General features: G+C 39.5%; 21 protein-coding genes and 1 tRNA gene. 2 read left to right on the top strand and 20 right to left on the bottom strand.

Translation table 11 applies throughout. The features are described from left to right. From OVN21_RS11025 to OVN21_RS10960, 14 genes are all read right to left on the bottom strand, one after another. On the bottom strand, positions 1 to 506 hold a 506-nt coding region (locus OVN21_RS11025), incomplete at its 3' end, for a phage tail protein (protein WP_267248446.1). Then, positions 506 to 4894, bottom strand: a complete 4389-nt coding sequence (locus OVN21_RS11020; RefSeq protein ID WP_267248445.1) for a phage tail tape measure protein — start codon at positions 4892 to 4894, stop codon at positions 506 to 508. The genes OVN21_RS11025 and OVN21_RS11020, both read right to left, overlap by 1 nt. A gap of 203 nt (positions 4895 to 5097) precedes the next feature. Further along, entirely contained in the window at positions 5098 to 5436 is a 339-nt protein-coding gene (locus tag OVN21_RS11015) for a hypothetical protein (protein ID WP_267248444.1), read from the bottom strand. Positions 5437 to 5541: 105 nt separating this feature from the next. Continuing rightward, positions 5542 to 6096: a major tail protein gene (locus OVN21_RS11010; protein ID WP_267248443.1), complete on the bottom strand. Its 555-nt coding sequence runs from the start codon at positions 6094 to 6096 to the stop codon at positions 5542 to 5544. A 4-nt stretch (positions 6097 to 6100) separates the two neighbouring features. Beyond that, the gene (locus OVN21_RS11005) at positions 6101 to 6550 is read right to left on the bottom strand and encodes a hypothetical protein (RefSeq protein ID WP_267248442.1); all 450 of its coding nucleotides are present in this window, start codon (positions 6548 to 6550) and stop codon (positions 6101 to 6103) included. Continuing rightward, positions 6547 to 6921, bottom strand: a complete 375-nt coding sequence (locus OVN21_RS11000) for an HK97-gp10 family putative phage morphogenesis protein (protein ID WP_267248441.1) — start codon at positions 6919 to 6921, stop codon at positions 6547 to 6549. The genes OVN21_RS11005 and OVN21_RS11000 overlap by 4 nt, the downstream gene beginning before the upstream one ends. Further along, entirely contained in the window at positions 6918 to 7265 is a 348-nt protein-coding gene (locus OVN21_RS10995; protein WP_267248440.1) for a head-tail adaptor protein, read from the bottom strand. Before OVN21_RS10995 ends, OVN21_RS11000 begins: the two co-directional genes overlap by 4 nt. Next, positions 7265 to 7567 carry a head-tail connector protein gene (locus tag OVN21_RS10990; RefSeq protein WP_267248439.1) on the bottom strand — a complete coding sequence of 101 codons (303 nt, stop codon included), beginning with the start codon at positions 7565 to 7567 and terminating at the stop codon, positions 7265 to 7267. Before OVN21_RS10990 ends, OVN21_RS10995 begins: the two co-directional genes overlap by 1 nt. Positions 7568 to 7734: 167 nt before the next feature. Continuing rightward, positions 7735 to 8904 carry a phage major capsid protein gene (locus OVN21_RS10985; RefSeq protein WP_267248438.1) on the bottom strand — a complete coding sequence of 390 codons (1170 nt, stop codon included), beginning with the start codon at positions 8902 to 8904 and terminating at the stop codon, positions 7735 to 7737. Between the two features lie 36 nt (positions 8905 to 8940). Beyond that, positions 8941 to 9615: a head maturation protease, ClpP-related gene (locus tag OVN21_RS10980; protein WP_267248437.1), complete on the bottom strand. Its 675-nt coding sequence runs from the start codon at positions 9613 to 9615 to the stop codon at positions 8941 to 8943. Then, the gene (locus OVN21_RS10975; RefSeq protein WP_267248436.1) at positions 9572 to 10801 is read right to left on the bottom strand and encodes a phage portal protein; all 1230 of its coding nucleotides are present in this window, start codon (positions 10799 to 10801) and stop codon (positions 9572 to 9574) included. Before OVN21_RS10975 ends, OVN21_RS10980 begins: the two co-directional genes overlap by 44 nt. A gap of 175 nt (positions 10802 to 10976) precedes the next feature. Next, positions 10977 to 12692, bottom strand: coding sequence for a terminase large subunit (locus OVN21_RS10970; protein WP_267248435.1), 1716 nt, complete (start codon positions 12690 to 12692; stop codon positions 10977 to 10979). 11 nt (positions 12693 to 12703) lie between these two features. Then, entirely contained in the window at positions 12704 to 13171 is a 468-nt protein-coding gene (locus tag OVN21_RS10965; protein WP_267248434.1) for a phage terminase small subunit P27 family, read from the bottom strand. Between the two features lie 235 nt (positions 13172 to 13406). Continuing rightward, positions 13407 to 13742, bottom strand: coding sequence for an HNH endonuclease (locus OVN21_RS10960; RefSeq protein WP_267248433.1), 336 nt, complete (start codon positions 13740 to 13742; stop codon positions 13407 to 13409). A gap of 98 nt (positions 13743 to 13840) precedes the next feature. On the opposite strand from OVN21_RS10960, the gene OVN21_RS10955 reads away from it, so the two are divergent. Together OVN21_RS10955 and OVN21_RS10950 are read left to right on the top strand one after the other, a co-directional pair. After that, positions 13841 to 14026 carry a type II toxin-antitoxin system HicA family toxin gene (locus OVN21_RS10955; RefSeq protein WP_267248432.1) on the top strand — a complete coding sequence of 62 codons (186 nt, stop codon included), beginning with the start codon at positions 13841 to 13843 and terminating at the stop codon, positions 14024 to 14026. 54 nt (positions 14027 to 14080) lie between these two features. Beyond that, positions 14081 to 14458, top strand: a complete 378-nt coding sequence (locus OVN21_RS10950; RefSeq protein ID WP_267248431.1) for a type II toxin-antitoxin system HicB family antitoxin — start codon at positions 14081 to 14083, stop codon at positions 14456 to 14458. A 286-nt stretch (positions 14459 to 14744) separates the two neighbouring features. Here OVN21_RS10950 and OVN21_RS10945 read toward each other — a convergent pair. The 6 genes from OVN21_RS10945 to OVN21_RS10920 form a co-directional block, all read right to left on the bottom strand. Next, positions 14745 to 14835, bottom strand: a tRNA-Ser gene (locus OVN21_RS10945). Between the two features lie 110 nt (positions 14836 to 14945). Then, positions 14946 to 15368, bottom strand: a complete 423-nt coding sequence (locus OVN21_RS10940; RefSeq protein WP_267248430.1) for a DUF1492 domain-containing protein — start codon at positions 15366 to 15368, stop codon at positions 14946 to 14948. 86 nt (positions 15369 to 15454) lie between these two features. Continuing rightward, the gene (locus OVN21_RS10935) at positions 15455 to 15721 is read right to left on the bottom strand and encodes a DUF3310 domain-containing protein (protein WP_267248429.1); all 267 of its coding nucleotides are present in this window, start codon (positions 15719 to 15721) and stop codon (positions 15455 to 15457) included. Then, entirely contained in the window at positions 15721 to 16104 is a 384-nt protein-coding gene (locus OVN21_RS10930) for a YopX family protein (protein ID WP_267248428.1), read from the bottom strand. The genes OVN21_RS10935 and OVN21_RS10930 overlap by 1 nt, the downstream gene beginning before the upstream one ends. A 308-nt stretch (positions 16105 to 16412) precedes the next feature. Continuing rightward, positions 16413 to 16973 carry a restriction endonuclease subunit S gene (locus tag OVN21_RS10925; protein WP_267248427.1) on the bottom strand — a complete coding sequence of 187 codons (561 nt, stop codon included), beginning with the start codon at positions 16971 to 16973 and terminating at the stop codon, positions 16413 to 16415. Continuing rightward, positions 16970 to 17878: an N-6 DNA methylase gene (locus OVN21_RS10920; protein ID WP_267248426.1), complete on the bottom strand. Its 909-nt coding sequence runs from the start codon at positions 17876 to 17878 to the stop codon at positions 16970 to 16972. The genes OVN21_RS10925 and OVN21_RS10920 overlap by 4 nt, the downstream gene beginning before the upstream one ends. Positions 17879 to 17880: the final 2 nt, after the last annotated feature.

Here is a 17880-nt window from a genome sequence, read left to right as displayed (position 1 = left end):
TACATCGTTTTCCGACCAATCGTGAGGGAGAGATCACCATCTCCCTCAACCTCGATGATTGGTTCAGAATAAATCGTACCAGGATTGTTGACTGTACCAGATGCCGTAAGAACCACAGGATCTACGCTCTTCTGATATCGGAAGGGTTGCATGTCTAACTTGATTGCCAATTCCCAACCATACATACCTTTGGGAATGATTTCGGTATCTAAGAAATCGGCATAGAATAATGAATCAGGCTGATAGCTAAACTCTAAACGATTTCCAACTGGTTGAAACTTTTCAACCAAGGTTGCTAAATTTGAAAATCGTTCGAAAAACACCCGAATGGTTCTCTCGTAATTATCAAAAGCACCTTCTTCCTGATTATAACTTCCATTCATCCCATAAAGCTTCAATTGCTCTGAGAAACGAGGATTGGCAGAATGAATTGTGCCAAAATCAGTCACTACGCAGTTTTTGAAACTGGATGTTGAAAAATTATTCACTTTTAAATAATTCGCCATTAAATCCCCTCCCTTCTCATAATATTTCCTTGATAGCGATAAGAGTTCTCTGCGATTACTTGACCATCTAGGTAAGTATTGGAATCCTTATCTAATAATTTGCCAAGCAAATCCTCCACGCTTGCTTTTAAGCTAACCAATTCAGTCACAATTGCTTGACCGCTATTGCTGTCTGAATGATTGTCAAAATTGCTAGTGGAGGATGAAGATTTCGAATAGTTATAGATTCTGTTTCTAGTATTGATTTCTTGGAAACGCCGGGTTAGATGAGAAATTTTAGTATCTTCAAATCCAATACCTTTCTCATAATTTGGAATACCCAAACGGTTCATCAAACTACGCGTTTTACCAGCTCTCATGACCTTGGTTCCAGGCGGAAGTGGTAAAGTAACGTTACGGCCTTGCGGAATAAATGAAGTTCCGTCCGGCAATGTCACCAACTCTTTATACAAGGTCCCTCGTTGGTCATTGACCATCGCTAAACCGCCCGGGTGATTATCTGTACCCTTGGCGTGTTTTTGCGTGAAGAATCTTGTAACCACGTCGATAAATTTAATGCTTGGCAAAGAGCTTAAAGATGCCCACACACTACTGATTACTCCACCTGTTTGGTTTTTTGCATTGATATTTATCGGATCATTCTGCTTAACTGCATTGACTGCGTTGCTTGCAGCATTAGCCTCGCCCTGCGTCTTATTCGTTGCGTTGATATCAATTGGGAAATTCTGCTTAACAGCGTTGACTCCTGCACTCGCTGTAGAAGAAGGATTCCCAGTTAAATCTAACGCATTGATTCCAATCGGGGATAATTGATAAGGAGCATTTACACTAGCGCTTGCCGATTGCGAAGCGCCTCCGGTGTCATCAGTAGCGTTGATGCTGATAGGCGATGTTTGAGTAGGCGAGTTCACACTTGCTTGCGCGCTTGCTACTGCTCCACCCGTGTTATCTGTAGCATTTAATACCTTATTATCTGCTTTAGCAAGGTTCCATTCCATAATCTTATCAATCGACAACTTACCATTGTTTAAGACATTTTCAGGATTTAATTTTAAATCTTTAGGAAATGGAGTTGTAGCGTCCCAAGTTTTCAAAGTTTCTGCAGAACGAGATACCGCATCTCTGAAATTTTTATCATTTGCTAATAGTTCTTTAATTTTAGGAGTTTGAGCGTCATAATTTTTAAGAATTTGCGAAGCAATTTCCACATTGTTCATCACGTCTGTTTTATCCAATAGAAGTTGTTTTACTTCTGCTGGCATACTATTCCAAATCTTGAGGTTTTCCTCACTATCAAAAATAGCTTGTAACCCAGCTTGGTTCTTGACGATTACTTGTTTCTCTTCGAGGGTCATGTCTTTCCATTTACCAGATTCGACAAGAGCCTCAGCGATAGTCACACGAGCATTTGAATTTAAGTTGGCGTTCTTGGCAATGAATTGCAATTGCGCCCAACCTTCAGCAGATTGAGTTGCTTCTCCAATCACTTCTTTTACGTTGGATTTAACTTCGAAATTACCATTTTCATTGATATTCCCAACCAACAACGACCAAGCATCATTAGCCTCTTTCACTTCCTTGCTCATCTCGCTTGTGTAGTTGGCAAGGATACTGTTTGAATCTCCTACCTTTTGAGAAGCTTCTGCAGCTTTCTGACCAATCACCTCATAGGATAAACCGTATTCTTCTAGAACTTTCTTGGCTTCTTCCCAGTAATTGTTACCAGTGTTTGAACGAGTCCGAGTTTTCCACTCTTCATCCATTGCTTTCATAACTTGGTAATACTTAGTACCTAAAGCTTCCATCGTTTGCTGGTGATTGGTTTCAAGAGTCTGTAGTTTTTTATTGTACGTTTCTTGGTCTATAACCTTACCGCCCAATAGTTGTTTTAACTCATCTTTTGACGTTTTGTATAATTGGTTTTCTTCATCGAGAGTCTTTTTCAAAACATCTTTAGTGCGTTTTAGTTGGGTCTCATTTAGGCTGCTAATCTCTCCATTTAATGCTTGAATTGCTGCTTTTTGTTGTTCGCCAGATAATTTCATCATTTCGATTCTAGCTTTAACCATCTCTTTTTGGTTATTTAAGACGATTTCTTTCTCTTCCTGAGAAAACTTGCTAGCGTCGCCATTATGACGTTTGTAAATTTCACTGACTTGATTGGCCATAGCATCTGTATTTGCCACTACTTGTTCGTTTCGTGCCTTCATATTAGCGATTGCTTCATCACTAATACCCCACTTCTTAGCCAGTTCTTCCATTCTCTGGCTAGCTTTTTCAGCTCCTGCAGCAACCTCTTCATGAAGTCTCCTAAAGGATTCAGATACCTTCTCAGCATCTCCAGCATGAGTACCGAAGTTAGCTACTGCCGTGCTAGTTTCGTCTACTTTTGTTTGGAAATCTCTTAAATCTTTGGTAGCAGTATCACTCAACTGAGAACCAAACTCTTCGGTTTTGATTCGAGCTTCATCTTTTTTGTTGCCTAGATAAACTAAGCCTGCTGCAAGCAAGGCGCTACCACCTACCAGTAACCCGATAGGATTTGCTAAAGCGCCAAATGCGCCAGATAACGCTCCTGCGTTGGACGCTGCGCCTGCTGCTGCAGTTTCCACTGCACCAGCTGAACCAGCTACTGCTTTCAGCCCATTTGCCACGCCACCTAAATCTTTAAGGTATTTTAAAGAACCGCTTAAAATACCAATTCCTCTAGATAGACCGCCTATGACTTTAATCAGACCACCAATAGTAGATATGCCACCACCTAACAATTTTATTGCAGGTCCTACGGCTGCTGCCATCAATCCCCATTTAATGATGTTCTGTTGTTGTTCTCTTGACATGGAACTGAATTGTTTAGCCAAATCGGCTAATGTACTTATCCAAGGTTTTGCTGCTTCTAATCCGTCTTTTAGTGCGTCTAATAACGGACCTCCAAATTCAATCGCCACATCTGTCAATTGGTTCTTAAGCATTTGGAGTTTAGATTGCATCGTTTCATAGCGTTTGTTCGCTTCGTCTGTTAATGCAGTACCTTTTTCCCATTCGCTATTTGCCAATCCAACTGCCTTGCCCATTGTTTCCGCTGCAAGACCCAAAGATTTTAACATATTAGATTGTCGGATACCTGTTAGACCAAGTTCATCTAAAATCTTGTTAGTATCTTTACCTTGTTCTTTTGCTTTACCGAGACCTCTAATGAAATCTTGCAAAGCCTCAGCAGGTTTAGTTCTCCACTTTTCTGCGAACTTATCAGCAGTTGTTCCTGCAGTTTCAGCATAAAGTCTTAAGTCATTTCCACCCTCTGACACTGCTTTTGAAATAGCAGTCAGAGTTTGAGTCATTGCAGTACCTCCTGCTTCAGCTTCAATACCGACCGAACTCATTGCAGTTGATAGACCTAAGATTTCAGGCGTAGTCAATCCAGCTATTTTACCTGATGCTGCAAGACGATTGGCCATGTTAACAATATCGCTTTCAGTTGTGGCAAAGTTATTCCCCAAACCAACGACTGCCGCACCAAACTTAGCTGACCAGGTATCAAGATCATCCCCTGAAACTTGCATGATGTTCCCGATTTTAGCAATAGATGTTGCAGCTTCTTCGGCACTCAAGTTGGTAGATACACCAAGATTAATCATGGTTTTAGTGAAACCTTCGATTGAACCAATCGGTACACCCAACTGCCCTGCTGCTTCCGCTACTGCAGCAATTTCCGTAGCACTAGTCGGCATTTCTTTAGCCATATTCCGAATACTAGCGCTGAGTTTTTCAAATTGTTGAGGTGTTCCGTCTACTGTCTTTTTAACACCAGCAAACGCACTTTCATAATCAATTGCAGCCTTTAAAGCTATTCCTGCCCCAGCTACAATAGGGGCAGTTACACCCTTGGTTAAAGCAGAACCAAAACCAGATACGCTTTCACCAACGTTTTTGAATTTATTACCCAATTCTTGAGCGCTTTTCCCAAACTTAGTGAACGCATTATCGTCGATATAAACTTGTCTCATGGATTTCGCTAACTCTTCGTAGCGATTTTTTAACTCAGCTATTTTCGCAGCAGTAGCACTCATAGCTACTGATTGATTTAGTAATTTCTTTTTTTGCTCATCATTAGCCTCAGAAACTTCTCCAATCTGGGCTTTTAGTTCGTTTAACCGGTTGCTTTGAGCGTTCCAAAGTTTCTGATAATTTCCTAAAGCTGAACTAGTCTGATCCATAAGACTCTTTAAGTTAGTGACATTCTTGCCAGCGCCCTTAAAGTTGTTTTCCATCGCCTTTAGGGAATTATCGACACCTTTTATATACGTCTTTAATCTTTGGATACTAGACTGGAAAGGAGCGACATCTAAAGTAGCGGTTGCGACTAATTCACCAATATTACTTGCCATTCATTCTCCTTTCTATCCAAAAAGGAATGAAAAGGCCTTGTCAAGGGTCGTCTCTTCTTCCTCTTTGTTTTCTTTGATTTCTAAAGCCTGCACCATCAAATCAAAATCTGAAAGTCGCATGCTTTTAATGTCATGGATTGTATATCCTTGACTCATTAGCGATTGAACCCAAACTAATAAATTGGTTTGAGCCTCTTTAGGGCTTAACCCTTTTTCTTCTTTTTTCCCTCAGCAGTCTCTTTTTCTTCTTGTTTTCCACCGAGTGCTGCCAGGTATAGTTCATTCAAAGTTTCGAGTGTTTCAACACTTGCACTCTTCAGATCATCTGCATCAAACTGCTCACCGTACATTTTCACGAACATATCAAGGTACGCTTCATTCAACTCACGATGTTTAGCAGGATTCAACAAATCTTCCTTCTTTTCATACAAAGCAGTTTGACGAACTTGGTGTTCTAACGCCAGAAGATTATCTTCGACATTGACATAGTCTTTAGAGAACTCTTTTAGAACCCCACCTTTTTTAAACTTAATTTCAAACATTTTTTACTCCTTAAAAAATAAAGGCTCGGAATAATCCAAGCCTATTTCTTACTCTTCTGTTCTGCTTACTTCAGCGGTGACTTCCCCTAGTTGGAATAGCACCGCTTACGCCTTTGGAAAGACAAGTTTACGGAATTCAGCTTCTTGGAATTGAGGATTATCTTCACGACCAACCACAATAACAAGACCTTCTTCTTCGTCTCCACGAGCAACGAAGCTTCCAGATACCGTATCGTTTTTCGGATCCGGTGAACCGTCTTTAGTTTCCAATTCCATCCCCGGAAGAGAGAACTTACCTTTAAGAAGACCGACCCAAATACCCTTACCGTCATCGCCAGTCGTGCGGAACAAGCAAGCGACATCGTTTGGTGTCATCTTCTTACTGTATTTTTCGACACCGTTTTCAACTGTGATACCGTAAAAATCTTTACGCGCATCACTACCTAAATCAAGCCATGACACTTCAAGGGTTGTTCCAGTAATACCAGAAGACAATACTACGTAAGGTCCATCATCTGCTGGGATAGTGTTCAATTCGTTTGTGATATCCAACTTCGCTGATTTCAAACCAGGGATTTTTTTAGTATTACCTGTGACGAGGTTTTTATCGTCCAAAACCCCATATTCAAAACCACGTAAACCAAATTTTACTTTAGACATTTATTTATTTTCCTTTCATTTCTTCGATATTGCCCCAATCAAAAAAGCGATATTTGCGGACATTCATTAAAAGGCCAATATCGCTATCCATATATCGAGGTTTCTCATTTGCTGTGTAGCGCTCAAAGCCACTACTTTCTAAGACAGTATCCATTCTTTTTGCGATTTGGTCAGTTTGTTTAGCGTTTTTGCACCAAAAGTTGATTGTGATACGTTGTTCCATTGCGATGACTCTGTCATCGGCATGTTCGTGAGGTGCTTCATACGTCGAATAAATTCTTGCAAATGGAGCGAGTTCCTTTTGCTTCATGTTCGTTGGCTTCTCAGGAATATCGTAAGTGAAGATACCTTGTTTGTATCCTCCCGGGAACTCCTTACCTCTGAACTGATTAAACAACCGATTCAACTCTTCATCAGCTACCAAAAGTTTGTAAGCTTCGGTTTCAGCAATCATTTACCCAACACCTCCCTCATTTTATTTTTATATATCTCCTTAGCACGAGGAGTAATCGCATTAATAGTTTTTTCTTCGAAATCCTGAGCTTTCTGATAGATTGTTCCGCTATCCGGGAACTTAGCACGCCAACCAGTCGACCGACCAAAACCAATATCCTTCGAAGGAGCATCTCCTCCCTTTTTGAAATTACTGATTTTTATATCCTCTTTCAATCGAGTTAGAGTTAACTCGTCAGAAACAGGAGTATTTACTTCAAGCTCTTTCTTGAACTCTTGAGCCACCTCTGTGACAGCTTCGCGAGCAACTCTTGGTGCTTTAGCTTCTAGCTTCGTAAGATTATCAAGACAAAGATCCAATCCTTTCGTCATGACACCATCACTCCCTTAATCAAGTCAATTTCCTTGTTTGCGTAGTCACGTTCAATAGCAATGATTTGATACTCATTACCATCAAAATCTACAAAACAAGAATTGTCAAAAGGCAGTTTTGGTTGATGACGAATTAAGAATGTTTTAGTGTCTTTGTGCTCTGACAACCCACTAGCTTTCGTGACCGTTGCATTTTCGCGAAAGTCTTTGATAGAGGTTTTAGACACTTCTGCCCAGCAAGTATACAAGTCTTTTCTTTCGAAATCTAGCACTTCTCCATCTTCGTTCTGTCCACCTACTCTTTGAAAAAAAGTAATGCGAACATTCATGTTACGTGTCCGCATTAACTTTCTCTCCTGGTTCTAAGTTGGTGGATAATGTTCAGAACACCATTTGCTAATGGATAGCGCATGGTATCTGCTGACATCCCACGATGTTCATACTCTTCTTTAACTTGTTTCTTTACTGCTAGGCGGAATTTCGCATAAGATTCCAAATCTTCAGGTTGCAGCTTGCTATCGATAGCGAAACAAATCTGCTCTCTAGCTGACTCAATAAGTTCAAGTAGTAACTCATCTTCAAAGCCATAGTCGATTTTACAATACAACTTAACTTCTTCTAGAAAACCATTCTTTTTAGGCTCCATATCTCTAACCTCCAATCAAGGCTAGTAGTTGCTCTTTCGATTGTGAAGCTGTGTAAGAAATCCCTTTGCTATCTAAATAAGCCATGATTTCTTGTTTGGTGTTACTTGCGGTTGGTACGATTGATGTTACCGCTGACCGTGAGACACCCCCACTAACTGGGGGAGCCTTAGGGCATAGTTACAAAGTAACCAGCTTTAGCATCTGCTTTCTTCACATCAAAGCGAACAACCGCTTGCAAATATTGACCGTAGATTTCATTGTCTGTCCAACGAAGACCCAATTCTTGACGGTCAGCAAAGAGTACAGCACGTTGTACATCACCGATAAAGGCTTTAGCTTCGCCAGCTACACCAAGCATGGTATCAGCAACTACGAATACTGGATGCCCAAGGAAGGCTTTACCTGATGCAGAAACAATAGAATCTTGGAGCAAGTAGCGACCATTCTTGTCTTTCAAAGTGTCCAATTTTTGGTAGAAACTTTGAGAGACTACGAATGACACGTTGTAAGCGGGGTCAAGGTCAACATTCAAAATAGCCTTGATTGCATCCAAGTCTGCTACTTGTTTTTCTTCAAAAGTTTTCAAAATAGTACCGATTACATCATTTGTAGTGTTAACCTTAATTTGATTAGCTGCCTCAGCAACAATAGCAAGCAAGTCAACATCAGCATCGTCAATCGCTTCTTGCGAAAGCGGGATAGCTCCGCGGTAAGTCTTAACTTTCCAAGCAACGTCTGTGAATTCTGGTTTAGCAAGAGCAGGGTTCTTTTCCAACTCTTCAACGCTTGCCATCTTAGATGTTGCGTGTTTAAGAATAGGATATGAGCCTTCCCCTTTCGATGCTTTGTGAACTGTCACGAATTGTTTAAGATCAAGAACTGTCTTAACTTCACGGATTGGTGTAGTAACGATTTCTTTGCTGGTTACTTTTTCAGTTCCAACCTTCTTCAATCCGTCTTGCGTAGGGTTCACCGCTTCATTCATAGGAATGAGAAGGTCTTTTCCTTCAAGCTTCAAGTTAGCATCTGCAACTGCGCCTTTAGTGCGAACCCATTCGTTTACAGACTCACGGTAAGATTTACCTTCTGTTTTCACTTCGTGTTTTTTGCCAGATGCATGCGCTCCAGTGCCTTCTTCTGCAGTTTCATAAGTTTTCAAATTTGCTTTTGCTTCAACTTCTTGCGCTTTTAGTGCTTCAATTTCAGCACGAATTTCACGAGCTTTTTCAAGATCATCAGAGTTCAAAACAGATTTCAATTCATCTGTCTTATTAACAATTTCAGCACCGATATTAGCAATCTGTTCCTTGAGTTCTTTCATTTTTTCTTTAAACATACCTTCTTTTCTCCTTTTGGGTACAAAAAAGAGAGCTTAAAGCCCTCTGAGTAATTCTTCTTTTTCGATTTCTCGTAGCATATTTTTGATTTCCGACTTACACTTGCTACGGTTAGCGTAGAAGTCATCAATAACTGCTTGTGGTAACAATCCATTCTCTAGGCTTGCTACTGCACCAATATCATCAAAGGTCATCACTTCATCAGCAAAGCCTTTTTCAACCGCTTCACTAGCTGACATGAAGGTTTCATTTTTCATCATGTCGATGATCACTGATTCTTCCAATCCAGTTTTAGCTACATATGCATTCACGATAGCCCGGTCACTAGATTTAAGCGCATTAGAAGCTTTGTCCAAGTCATCACTGTTTCCAGATACACAGCCATACAACGCTTTATGAATCATAATCTGAGCCGTTGGACTGATAAGCACTTTGTCAGCTCCCATGATTGCAACACTAGCAGCACTTGCTGCCATTCCTGTTACTTCAACAGTCACGCTCCCTGGATAGCTTTTTAAGGCTGTGTAGATTTCACTCCCGACAGTAACAAGACCACCGTTGGAATTAACTTCCAACACGATGTCGCTTTTGTCATCTGGAAAAGAATCCGTGATAGCTTTAGCACTGACTGCTTCCAAACCAAAATAGTCGTAAGCTTCTTGACTATTATTCGGAATCAGTGGACCTTTCATCTTGATTCTCTTTGGCATCCCTTGTCTCACCTCCTTTCATTGCTTGATATTCTTCTTTCTTATCCAAAAAGACGTAGTTCAAACTAGACTGGTAACGGTCCATGTTTGGATCAGTAGAACGTTCCTTACCAAGTTCAATCAAGGCTTGGTTAGGTGTTAGGATTTGATTGTTTACAAGTTTTACAATCTCATCTACATTTCTACCAGTCACACTACGAGTGTCAAAGTCAACACGATACTTTCTGCGATCTTCATCATCGAACACTTTCAAAGCCAATTCGCTTGTGATTGCATCGAAATAGAACGGAAGGTCATTGGTTACATAGTCTTCCGTCAATTGAGCGACAGACTGGTTCGGACTGTTCACTCCCAGCTTGAAACTAGGGACTCGCAAAGCTTTAGCGATCTGTGCAGTTGAAAAGTTATTTGACGTAATCAACTGCAAAACATTCGTATCAATTTCAAGAGGCGTATATTCCTGTGTATCGTCAAATACCAAAGGACTGCCACCAGTTGAACCTTCACGCATCTTTTCAAAGTCTATACGAGCCTTTTGCCTAGCTTCGCCATTCAACTGAGCGCCTTTTAGTTTGATAATCCCACTTGAGAAACCATCTCTAAAGAATTTAATCAAGGTGTTCAGACCGCCATTTTGCAAGCTGATTTCATCACCTAAAGACAACAGCGGAGACCTACCAAGAATAGTGTCATGGCTAAAGAATTTCCAATGGATGACATCTTCTGATTTACATACAATTTCCTTACCATTCAGACGGTCACGGAAAATATAAATCAATTCATGGTCATTGGTTTCTTCAACAGTCGTTTCAGACGGCCTAAAGAATTGAAACTCTAGAGGCTTACCACTGATTGGATCACGTAGAATACGAGAGAATGAATTGCCAGTCAAGATTGTATTGACGGTCATTGCAAATTTCCATTGCCTTGCTGATGTATTGCTTGTGGATTTAACATTCAGTAGATAGTTCATATCTTCATCTTGTTCGATATTCCCCATTAAATCCTTTTTCAATAATGGAAACCGAGCAACATCACCAGCTATAATAGATACAGCGGTCAAGACATCGCTATTCTTTAAGGCAGTTATACCAGTATATTCCGGACTTGCGTTTCCTGCTACAACAGAGGAGATATAATCATCATAAGATAATTTTGACGAACCTAAAGATTGAAAAAAAGCCATTATATTCTCACCTCCTTTCTAATTCACCCCCTTGTTTTACTGATATACAAGGCTAATAATATTAAAATAGTGCCACTACATAAGAAACCTGCTACTTGATTCAATAAGAAAAAGCCATAGATTAAAAATCCAAGACCTATCAATAGCAAAATTGTGTGGATATGTTCCAGTATTTTCAAAATAGTGAACCTCCTTTCAGAATTTTCTCATTTGTCCAATAACCTGTTCCATCGAACGGCTCTAAGTAACAAGCAGCATAAGCATCTAATAACGCATCTAAGGGGTCGATTTTATTGCTATTTTTATTCTTATCAATCCTCATACCGTTATTATCTACTCTTGTATAAGCATTATTAACTGCCATTGTAAGCAACTGGTTTCCACTATGCTTTATCTTCCCTAAACGAACATCATCACGGAATTGCTTAGTAGGCATATTCAATACCATTGTCGTTTGTGGTATTTGTGTCAACGGCCATTCAGGGTGTCGCTTCTCAATCATAGTTAATAACGAACCGAATTGATAAGGGTCAAAGTAAATTCCTTGCAACTCCCAGTCATTCTCATAGACCATTCCCTCAATCTTCTCAAGAACACGCTCATCATCGATAACACCACTTTCAAGCGTAGTAATCTCACACTCACCCATTCTTTCAAGATTGGTATAAGAAACACCGTCTCTCTTCTCTTTCGCTATCAAGCCATACTTTGTAGCCACAAAAGAAAAACTATCTGCATACCAATAATCATCCATCATGACCATTGGAGAGATAGAGAATAAGTCGCTAGACCTACCAACATCGACACCCAACCAAACTCTACGCTTTCTGGTATCAGGAACTTCAATCTTAGCTTTTGCCCAGCTTTCTTTATCCATGTATGATTCCTCTGATGATTGACGCCACATATTGAAATTTTTAATTAAAACTTCATTGACCGCACCAGTCTCAAGTGATGTTTTGCGACGTTTCCGTAAATAATCCATCATCTTATCTCGTAGAGCCTCAACTTCAAGGATTGGATTGGATTTTATCCAGTTTGCTTCGTCTGCGATTTCCTCTTCATTATCTTGTTCGGCGATAAAAGCAAAGTAGCCATCATCTATCACATCTCCATCTAAAATCTTCTCGATATATGGATATTCGATAGTGTGCATCGGAGCGTTCAGGTTCATTCCAGCTGTTGAGATAATCAAGATTAAAGGATTATCCAACTGTCCTTGACCAGATTCTAGCAATTCAATCATCTCATTTGTTTTAGATGCTGCAAACTCATCTAAAATACCAACATACGGTTCAAACCCATCGACTGCCCCAGTTTCACGACTTAACGCTCGCACATAGCTTTCGTCGTTTAAATTCCTGAGTTCATCACGAACTATCTTTGTAGCCTTCCTGATATCCTCATCCTGAGCCCTAAGAGCGTCTAACTGCTTACGGATCATATCATAGGCTATACGTGCCTGAGAACGGTCATTTGCTGTACAAAACAACTGACGGCTCATTGCAGGGTTCCGACCAAATAAAAACTCGTACAGGGCAATTCCTGCAACGAGAATTGTCTTACCATTCTTTCTGGATAAGCTGATTAGTGCTTTTTTAAATCGCCTTATTGATGTATCAATTTTTTTTCGCCATCCGTACAAACTCGATAAAATGAATTTTTGAAAATCTGCCAGTGGATATGGTTTGCCAGTTTTGACATCTGGTAGCATTTCGATAAAATCAATCGGATTCTTAGCTTTGTCAGGTAAGTAAATATATGGAAAGTCTTCATCATCCATACGCTTCAAATCTCTTAAATGTCGCTTGCAAGCTTTTATAACTTTCTTACTAGCTTTAATTTCTCCACTTACGACTCTTGAAGCATACTGATAAGCTACATCTTCCACATAATCACCTCCTAACTACCAAATTTATCAAAAATACTCTCTTTCTTTTCTTCAACTTGTGGCACATACAACTTCATGCGACTGTCCACCGTCAACCCCAATTGTGATGCTGCTTTCATCAAGTTAGTTGTGGCACGTTCTAATGTATACAACATTTTGTTTGGAACTACCGAGCCTTTTTCATTCTCGTAGACATAACCCTCTTTCTGCAATCCGCGAGATACCTCTTTGTAGACTGCATACCAGGTACAGTAGCTTTCTAAAACCGCCCTATCTAGGTTTCTAAGGGGTAGCTTTCTTAAATCCTCAATGACTCGTTTATATTCTGCTTTCGCAATCGGATCAAAGTGTTTTGGAGGCGTCAGTTGCAATGCATCCAAACCATCCGAAGCCTTGTCCTGTATACTTTTACGAGCGATTCTCTCTTCTTTTGTCATGTGCTTTTTGTTGCTTTCGACAACCTTCATTTTCCGTCCCATTTCTGCCTCCTTTACACCAAGTTTTATAACTTCCAACATTTCAAAAAGGGAATTTTCTGCACAGAAGATGGCGGCGTTCCTATTCCCGAACATTATATAGCCCCGTTTAAAAATCAAGGGGGTATTTCCGTATAAAACAGAGCGTATTGTTTGTTGATTATCTAGTATAATCTTCACTTTCTTCCGTCTTCTGACATTCAAAATCTGCTTGATTTACATATAATTGACAACGAATTTACAAAGAATACTTCTCTTTGATTGCTTTCTTATCATTACATTTCTTGCAACTAGCTTGTAGGTTGTTCCTATCTAATCGTCTGAACCAATCTTGTTTAACGCTGATGATATGGTCGGTCATCGTCGCTTCTTTTCCACACATCGCACAAACATAATCAGATTCAAGCAAGACTTGTTGACTCGTTCGTTTCCAGATTGATGAATTGTAAAATCTCTTGACATCCTTATCATACTTCCAACGAGTACGATTGTACTCAGTATATTCTTCGTCGCGTTGATCATAGTCTACTGAGGTTCTTCTCCCTCCAAGTATTGTAAGTTTTTTTGGTTTCATTTTGCTCTTTCTAAAAAATATGTATTTTATGCGCATTTATTCTTGACATCTGTTTTTATTTTGTGTATAATATAAGTATAGAAAGTGAGGTAAAGCAAATGCCGATAACGCCTAAACAAATGGTTAAGTTGTTAAAGAAGAACGGTTTTTACAAAGTGTCTCAACGCGGAAGTCATATAAAAATGAGAGATGATAAAGGACATCAAACGACTGTTCCAATGCACAACAAAGACCTAGATAAAGGTACTGAAGATACCATCTTGAAACAAGCAGGTTTGAAATAATCTGCTTGTCTCTTGACTTGCTTTACCTCTCCCTACATTAGAAAGGAATACACCATGTTACTCTACCCTGCTATTTTTAAACACGGCGATACAGCTATCACTGTCACCTTCCCAGATATCCCTGAAGCTATCACACAAGGAAAGGATTTGAACGAAGCCTATCAAATGGCTATTGAGGTTCTTGGATTTGTTCTTGAGGACTATCAAGAATATCCTAGAGCAAGTTCTACTTCTCAAGTTCAAGCTGACAACCCAGACGCAGAGGTCGCTTTGATTAGTATTGATATGAATGCCTATCTACGTAAGTATCACTCAAAAAAAGTTCGTAAGAATGTGACTATCCCTGAATGGTTGAATAACCTTGCAGAAAAAAAGAAGCTCAATTTTTCTCAGGTTCTCACCGAAGCCCTTGAATCTAAACTTCAAGTTTAAGAGTTGCTCTTGCAACTCTTTTTTATAATTAAAAAAGCCACCCAAAGAGTGACTTACTGCAAGCAGACTACAGACTTGCATGTTAATTAGAAATTACTTTTTTATTTCTTTGTAGTCTTTACAACCTCTGAGGGAATCAAACCCTCTAGCTTATAACTTACCTAGGATATAAGTAGCTACGCAACCATGCGAGGTTCAGTCGCTTCTGCAACCATTTTTAAGTTAATGAGTAATTTATGAATGCTAAGCCTACTGCCTACCCCATTCTGAGACACAAAATACTCAAAGGAGAGTGGGGGATTTGAACCCACGGACCGCACATAGGCGACCACCCGTCTAGCAAACGGGCGCATTCAACCTGACTCTGGCAACTCTCCATGTCAGGTAAGGCTTGCTGCCTTACCCTTAATTCTTGATACTACCATTTTATCAGAATTACAAAACTGTGCCAACAAGTATCATTTTTTCCCGTACAGTTTTGTAAAGTTCAATTTAGTTCCATTCTCTCCAAAACCTCATTCAGTTCAGAGATGGCCATATTCCGCCAAGTATAGAAAGTCGTTCTGCTGATTTCCATTTTGTCACAAATATCATCAACATACATCTTAGTAATGTAAGTCATTCTAAGGACGGACCTGCTTTTTGGATTAGTTAGTCTATTGATCATTCTACCTAATTCAAGTTTTCTGTTGATAACCTCTTTGGTATCCTGTTCTATAGCCTCTTTCATCACGACAAGCTGAGTATAGACGTCATCAACCTTTCTAGCTTGTCCGCCTTGGACTTTGACATCTGACCACTTAGGGCTTGAGAGCAAACCTGCCTCAAGCTCATTGATTTCGTCTATACGGCTTTGGATGTCCATGTCCAGATCCTGCAACTCTTTCAAGAGCTCTTTAGCCTTGTTCACTCTCTATCTCCTTTGTGATATAATAATATTATTGAGATTATAGCTGAGGCAGAGAGTGCCTTGGCTTTTTTGTTGCCCGTTATCGTCTATACGCTACAATGGTTTCTCTTCGATTGTTCCTGCCCATGTTCCATCTCCTCGATCAGCCAATCAAGGTTCTTGCGTGCTTTCTTCAAGTCTTCGAGACCGTTTTTCTTTTGAAAGCGCAATTGATACTTCAAGGCATTTCCAAGATAAAAGCCTTTTAGCTGTTCTGGTGTCATGAAATTTCTTAAAGCATCGATAGACTTCATTCCATACCGCCCTTGGTAGTGGCTTGGGTTGTTTACGTTGTCAATTATTTCTGGGTTCATTATTTTTCCTCCAAAAGCTCCCTATTTTCATGGACGTTGCCGATGATTTCCTCTGCTTCCGTCCAAGCATATCCTTCTTTTATTCCTTTTAGATAAATAGCAGGCATTCCGCCTATGAATGTGCCACCATATTCTTTTTCTAAATACACTTCGTGGAGACATCCTCTTGTACATTTAACAATGTCACCTACGAACACTTCCTTGCCATTTTTGTCAAACAATCCTGTTGATTGCATGAGATCAAGGTCATTGTTCACAATCCATTCACCAGCAACAGAGTCCTCATCAATAATCCAAATGTTGCCACCACCAACCATCACTTCGTCCGGTTGATACATACGACTTAACGAGCCGCCATCATACGCTCTAAATTTTGGTATCATACCAAATCCTCCTCATCTTCTATTCTTACCAAAGCCTTCCCATTTGGAAAATGTGTTTTGTGATATTTTCTTGAGTAAATCTTTAAGGAGTCTAAGCTAATGCCAGTGTGTTCACTTATCTCGTACAATGTTCCCATTGTTACAAACCTATCTCCTGCGTACAAAGCCCAATCGTGATTCCATTTGTCGTCAACTACCATTCAATCCCCCTTTCTACTCTTTTAACCAAGCACTCGCTACAAATACCATTTTGAAATACACAATCATAATCTAGCTTGTCTTTCGAAGAGAAAAACTTTTTACAATCTTCACAATCTAGCTTGTTGTTCATTTGTTTCTCTTTCTAAAGCCGTTTCGATTTTCTCGTTATAGTAACTCAAAACCTTGTCTTCTAACGTTTTAATTTGTGTGATATTATCTATAAAAAATTCTAAAGCTGTACTCATTTCATCCAATAACTTAACAACCTTCAACTGATATTCCATATCAGGGACTTCAATCGTTATTTTTGACAATCTAACTATTGACAATCCTGGTTGGTTGTCGCCGTCTGCACAACGTTCTATTTCTTCCCGCTTCATCAACAACCAATGAAATAAATATCGCTTATCTATCATTTCTTTTGGCTCAACTTTAAAACTAGCTTCTTCCATCCAAAATGGATCTCGATGAAAATAAACAGCACCAACCGTACCCTTACGAGTTAAGCGGATTGTGTCACTCTCACAATTGAATTTATCTATCGTGCCTTTTGGTTTCATACCAGCACCATAGATAAAATAAGAGCCATCTGTTGTTTTCGTTCTAGTACCTGGAATGAAGTCACAAACGTCTAGCAATCCGTACGTTGTTATCTTATCTGGTTTCATTCTAATCCTACTGCAAAATTGTACATCAACAAGTAATCGTCTAAAACCTTATGACATTTTGTGATGAAAGATTTTAAATCAATATCTGCATTAAAAAACTGAACCAAAATCAATTGACTAGCTAGATGTTTTTCAAGATGATTGATTGCCATTTGGTCTAGCTCTGCGTTTACTTGGTCAATGTCTATTTCTTCTTTCTCTACTGGTTTACTTGGTGCTATCCATCTAAAATCTGAATCTAACGTATCAGATTCTTCATATTCGACCTTTTGGGTCTTACAGTCATATATCTCTTTTGAAATCTCAGGACTATTTTTTTCTTTATCAATGACTAAGAAAATCACGTTGATAGAGGTATCTTCAAATCCATTTTGAATCACATTCAATTCAACAAGGTTATTTCCTACTAACTCTCTCATTTTCTTTTCAGACTGACGGTAAGCAATACCAGGAAACATGATATAAAATCCGTATCGTTTCGTGTAGGTCATCGACTTCAACAGAAAAATATCATCAACAACACCAGATTTTTTCCACGGATATAATTTTTTAATAGCCTCTTGGTCTTCTTCCGGCAAATCCTTCAATTTCAAAGAATAAGGCGGATTCATTGCAATTGCATCCACTTGTATATCGGACTGATAAGTAAAAAAGCTCTGATTATCCACAACTGCATAAGGAAAGTTCGTTTTCAACGCTTCACAACTTTCCTGCTGAATTTCTACCGCATGAAAATCCGTCATACTAATAAACTGCTCTAATTGTCCAGAACCTGCAGCACCATCAAAGACAGATACATTCTCACCGCAATACTGCTTCACTTTCTTTGCTAAGTATTCTCGCAAAGGCTTCCCTGTCACATACTCAGCAAATTTATTAGCTTTCTGACGGTTATTGTGTTCCACGA

Source organism: Streptococcus sp. Marseille-Q5986 (assembly GCF_946902915.1).
In the GTDB taxonomy this organism is placed as follows: domain Bacteria; phylum Bacillota; class Bacilli; order Lactobacillales; family Streptococcaceae; genus Streptococcus.
This window is presented reverse-complemented; position numbering and strand designations above follow the sequence as displayed.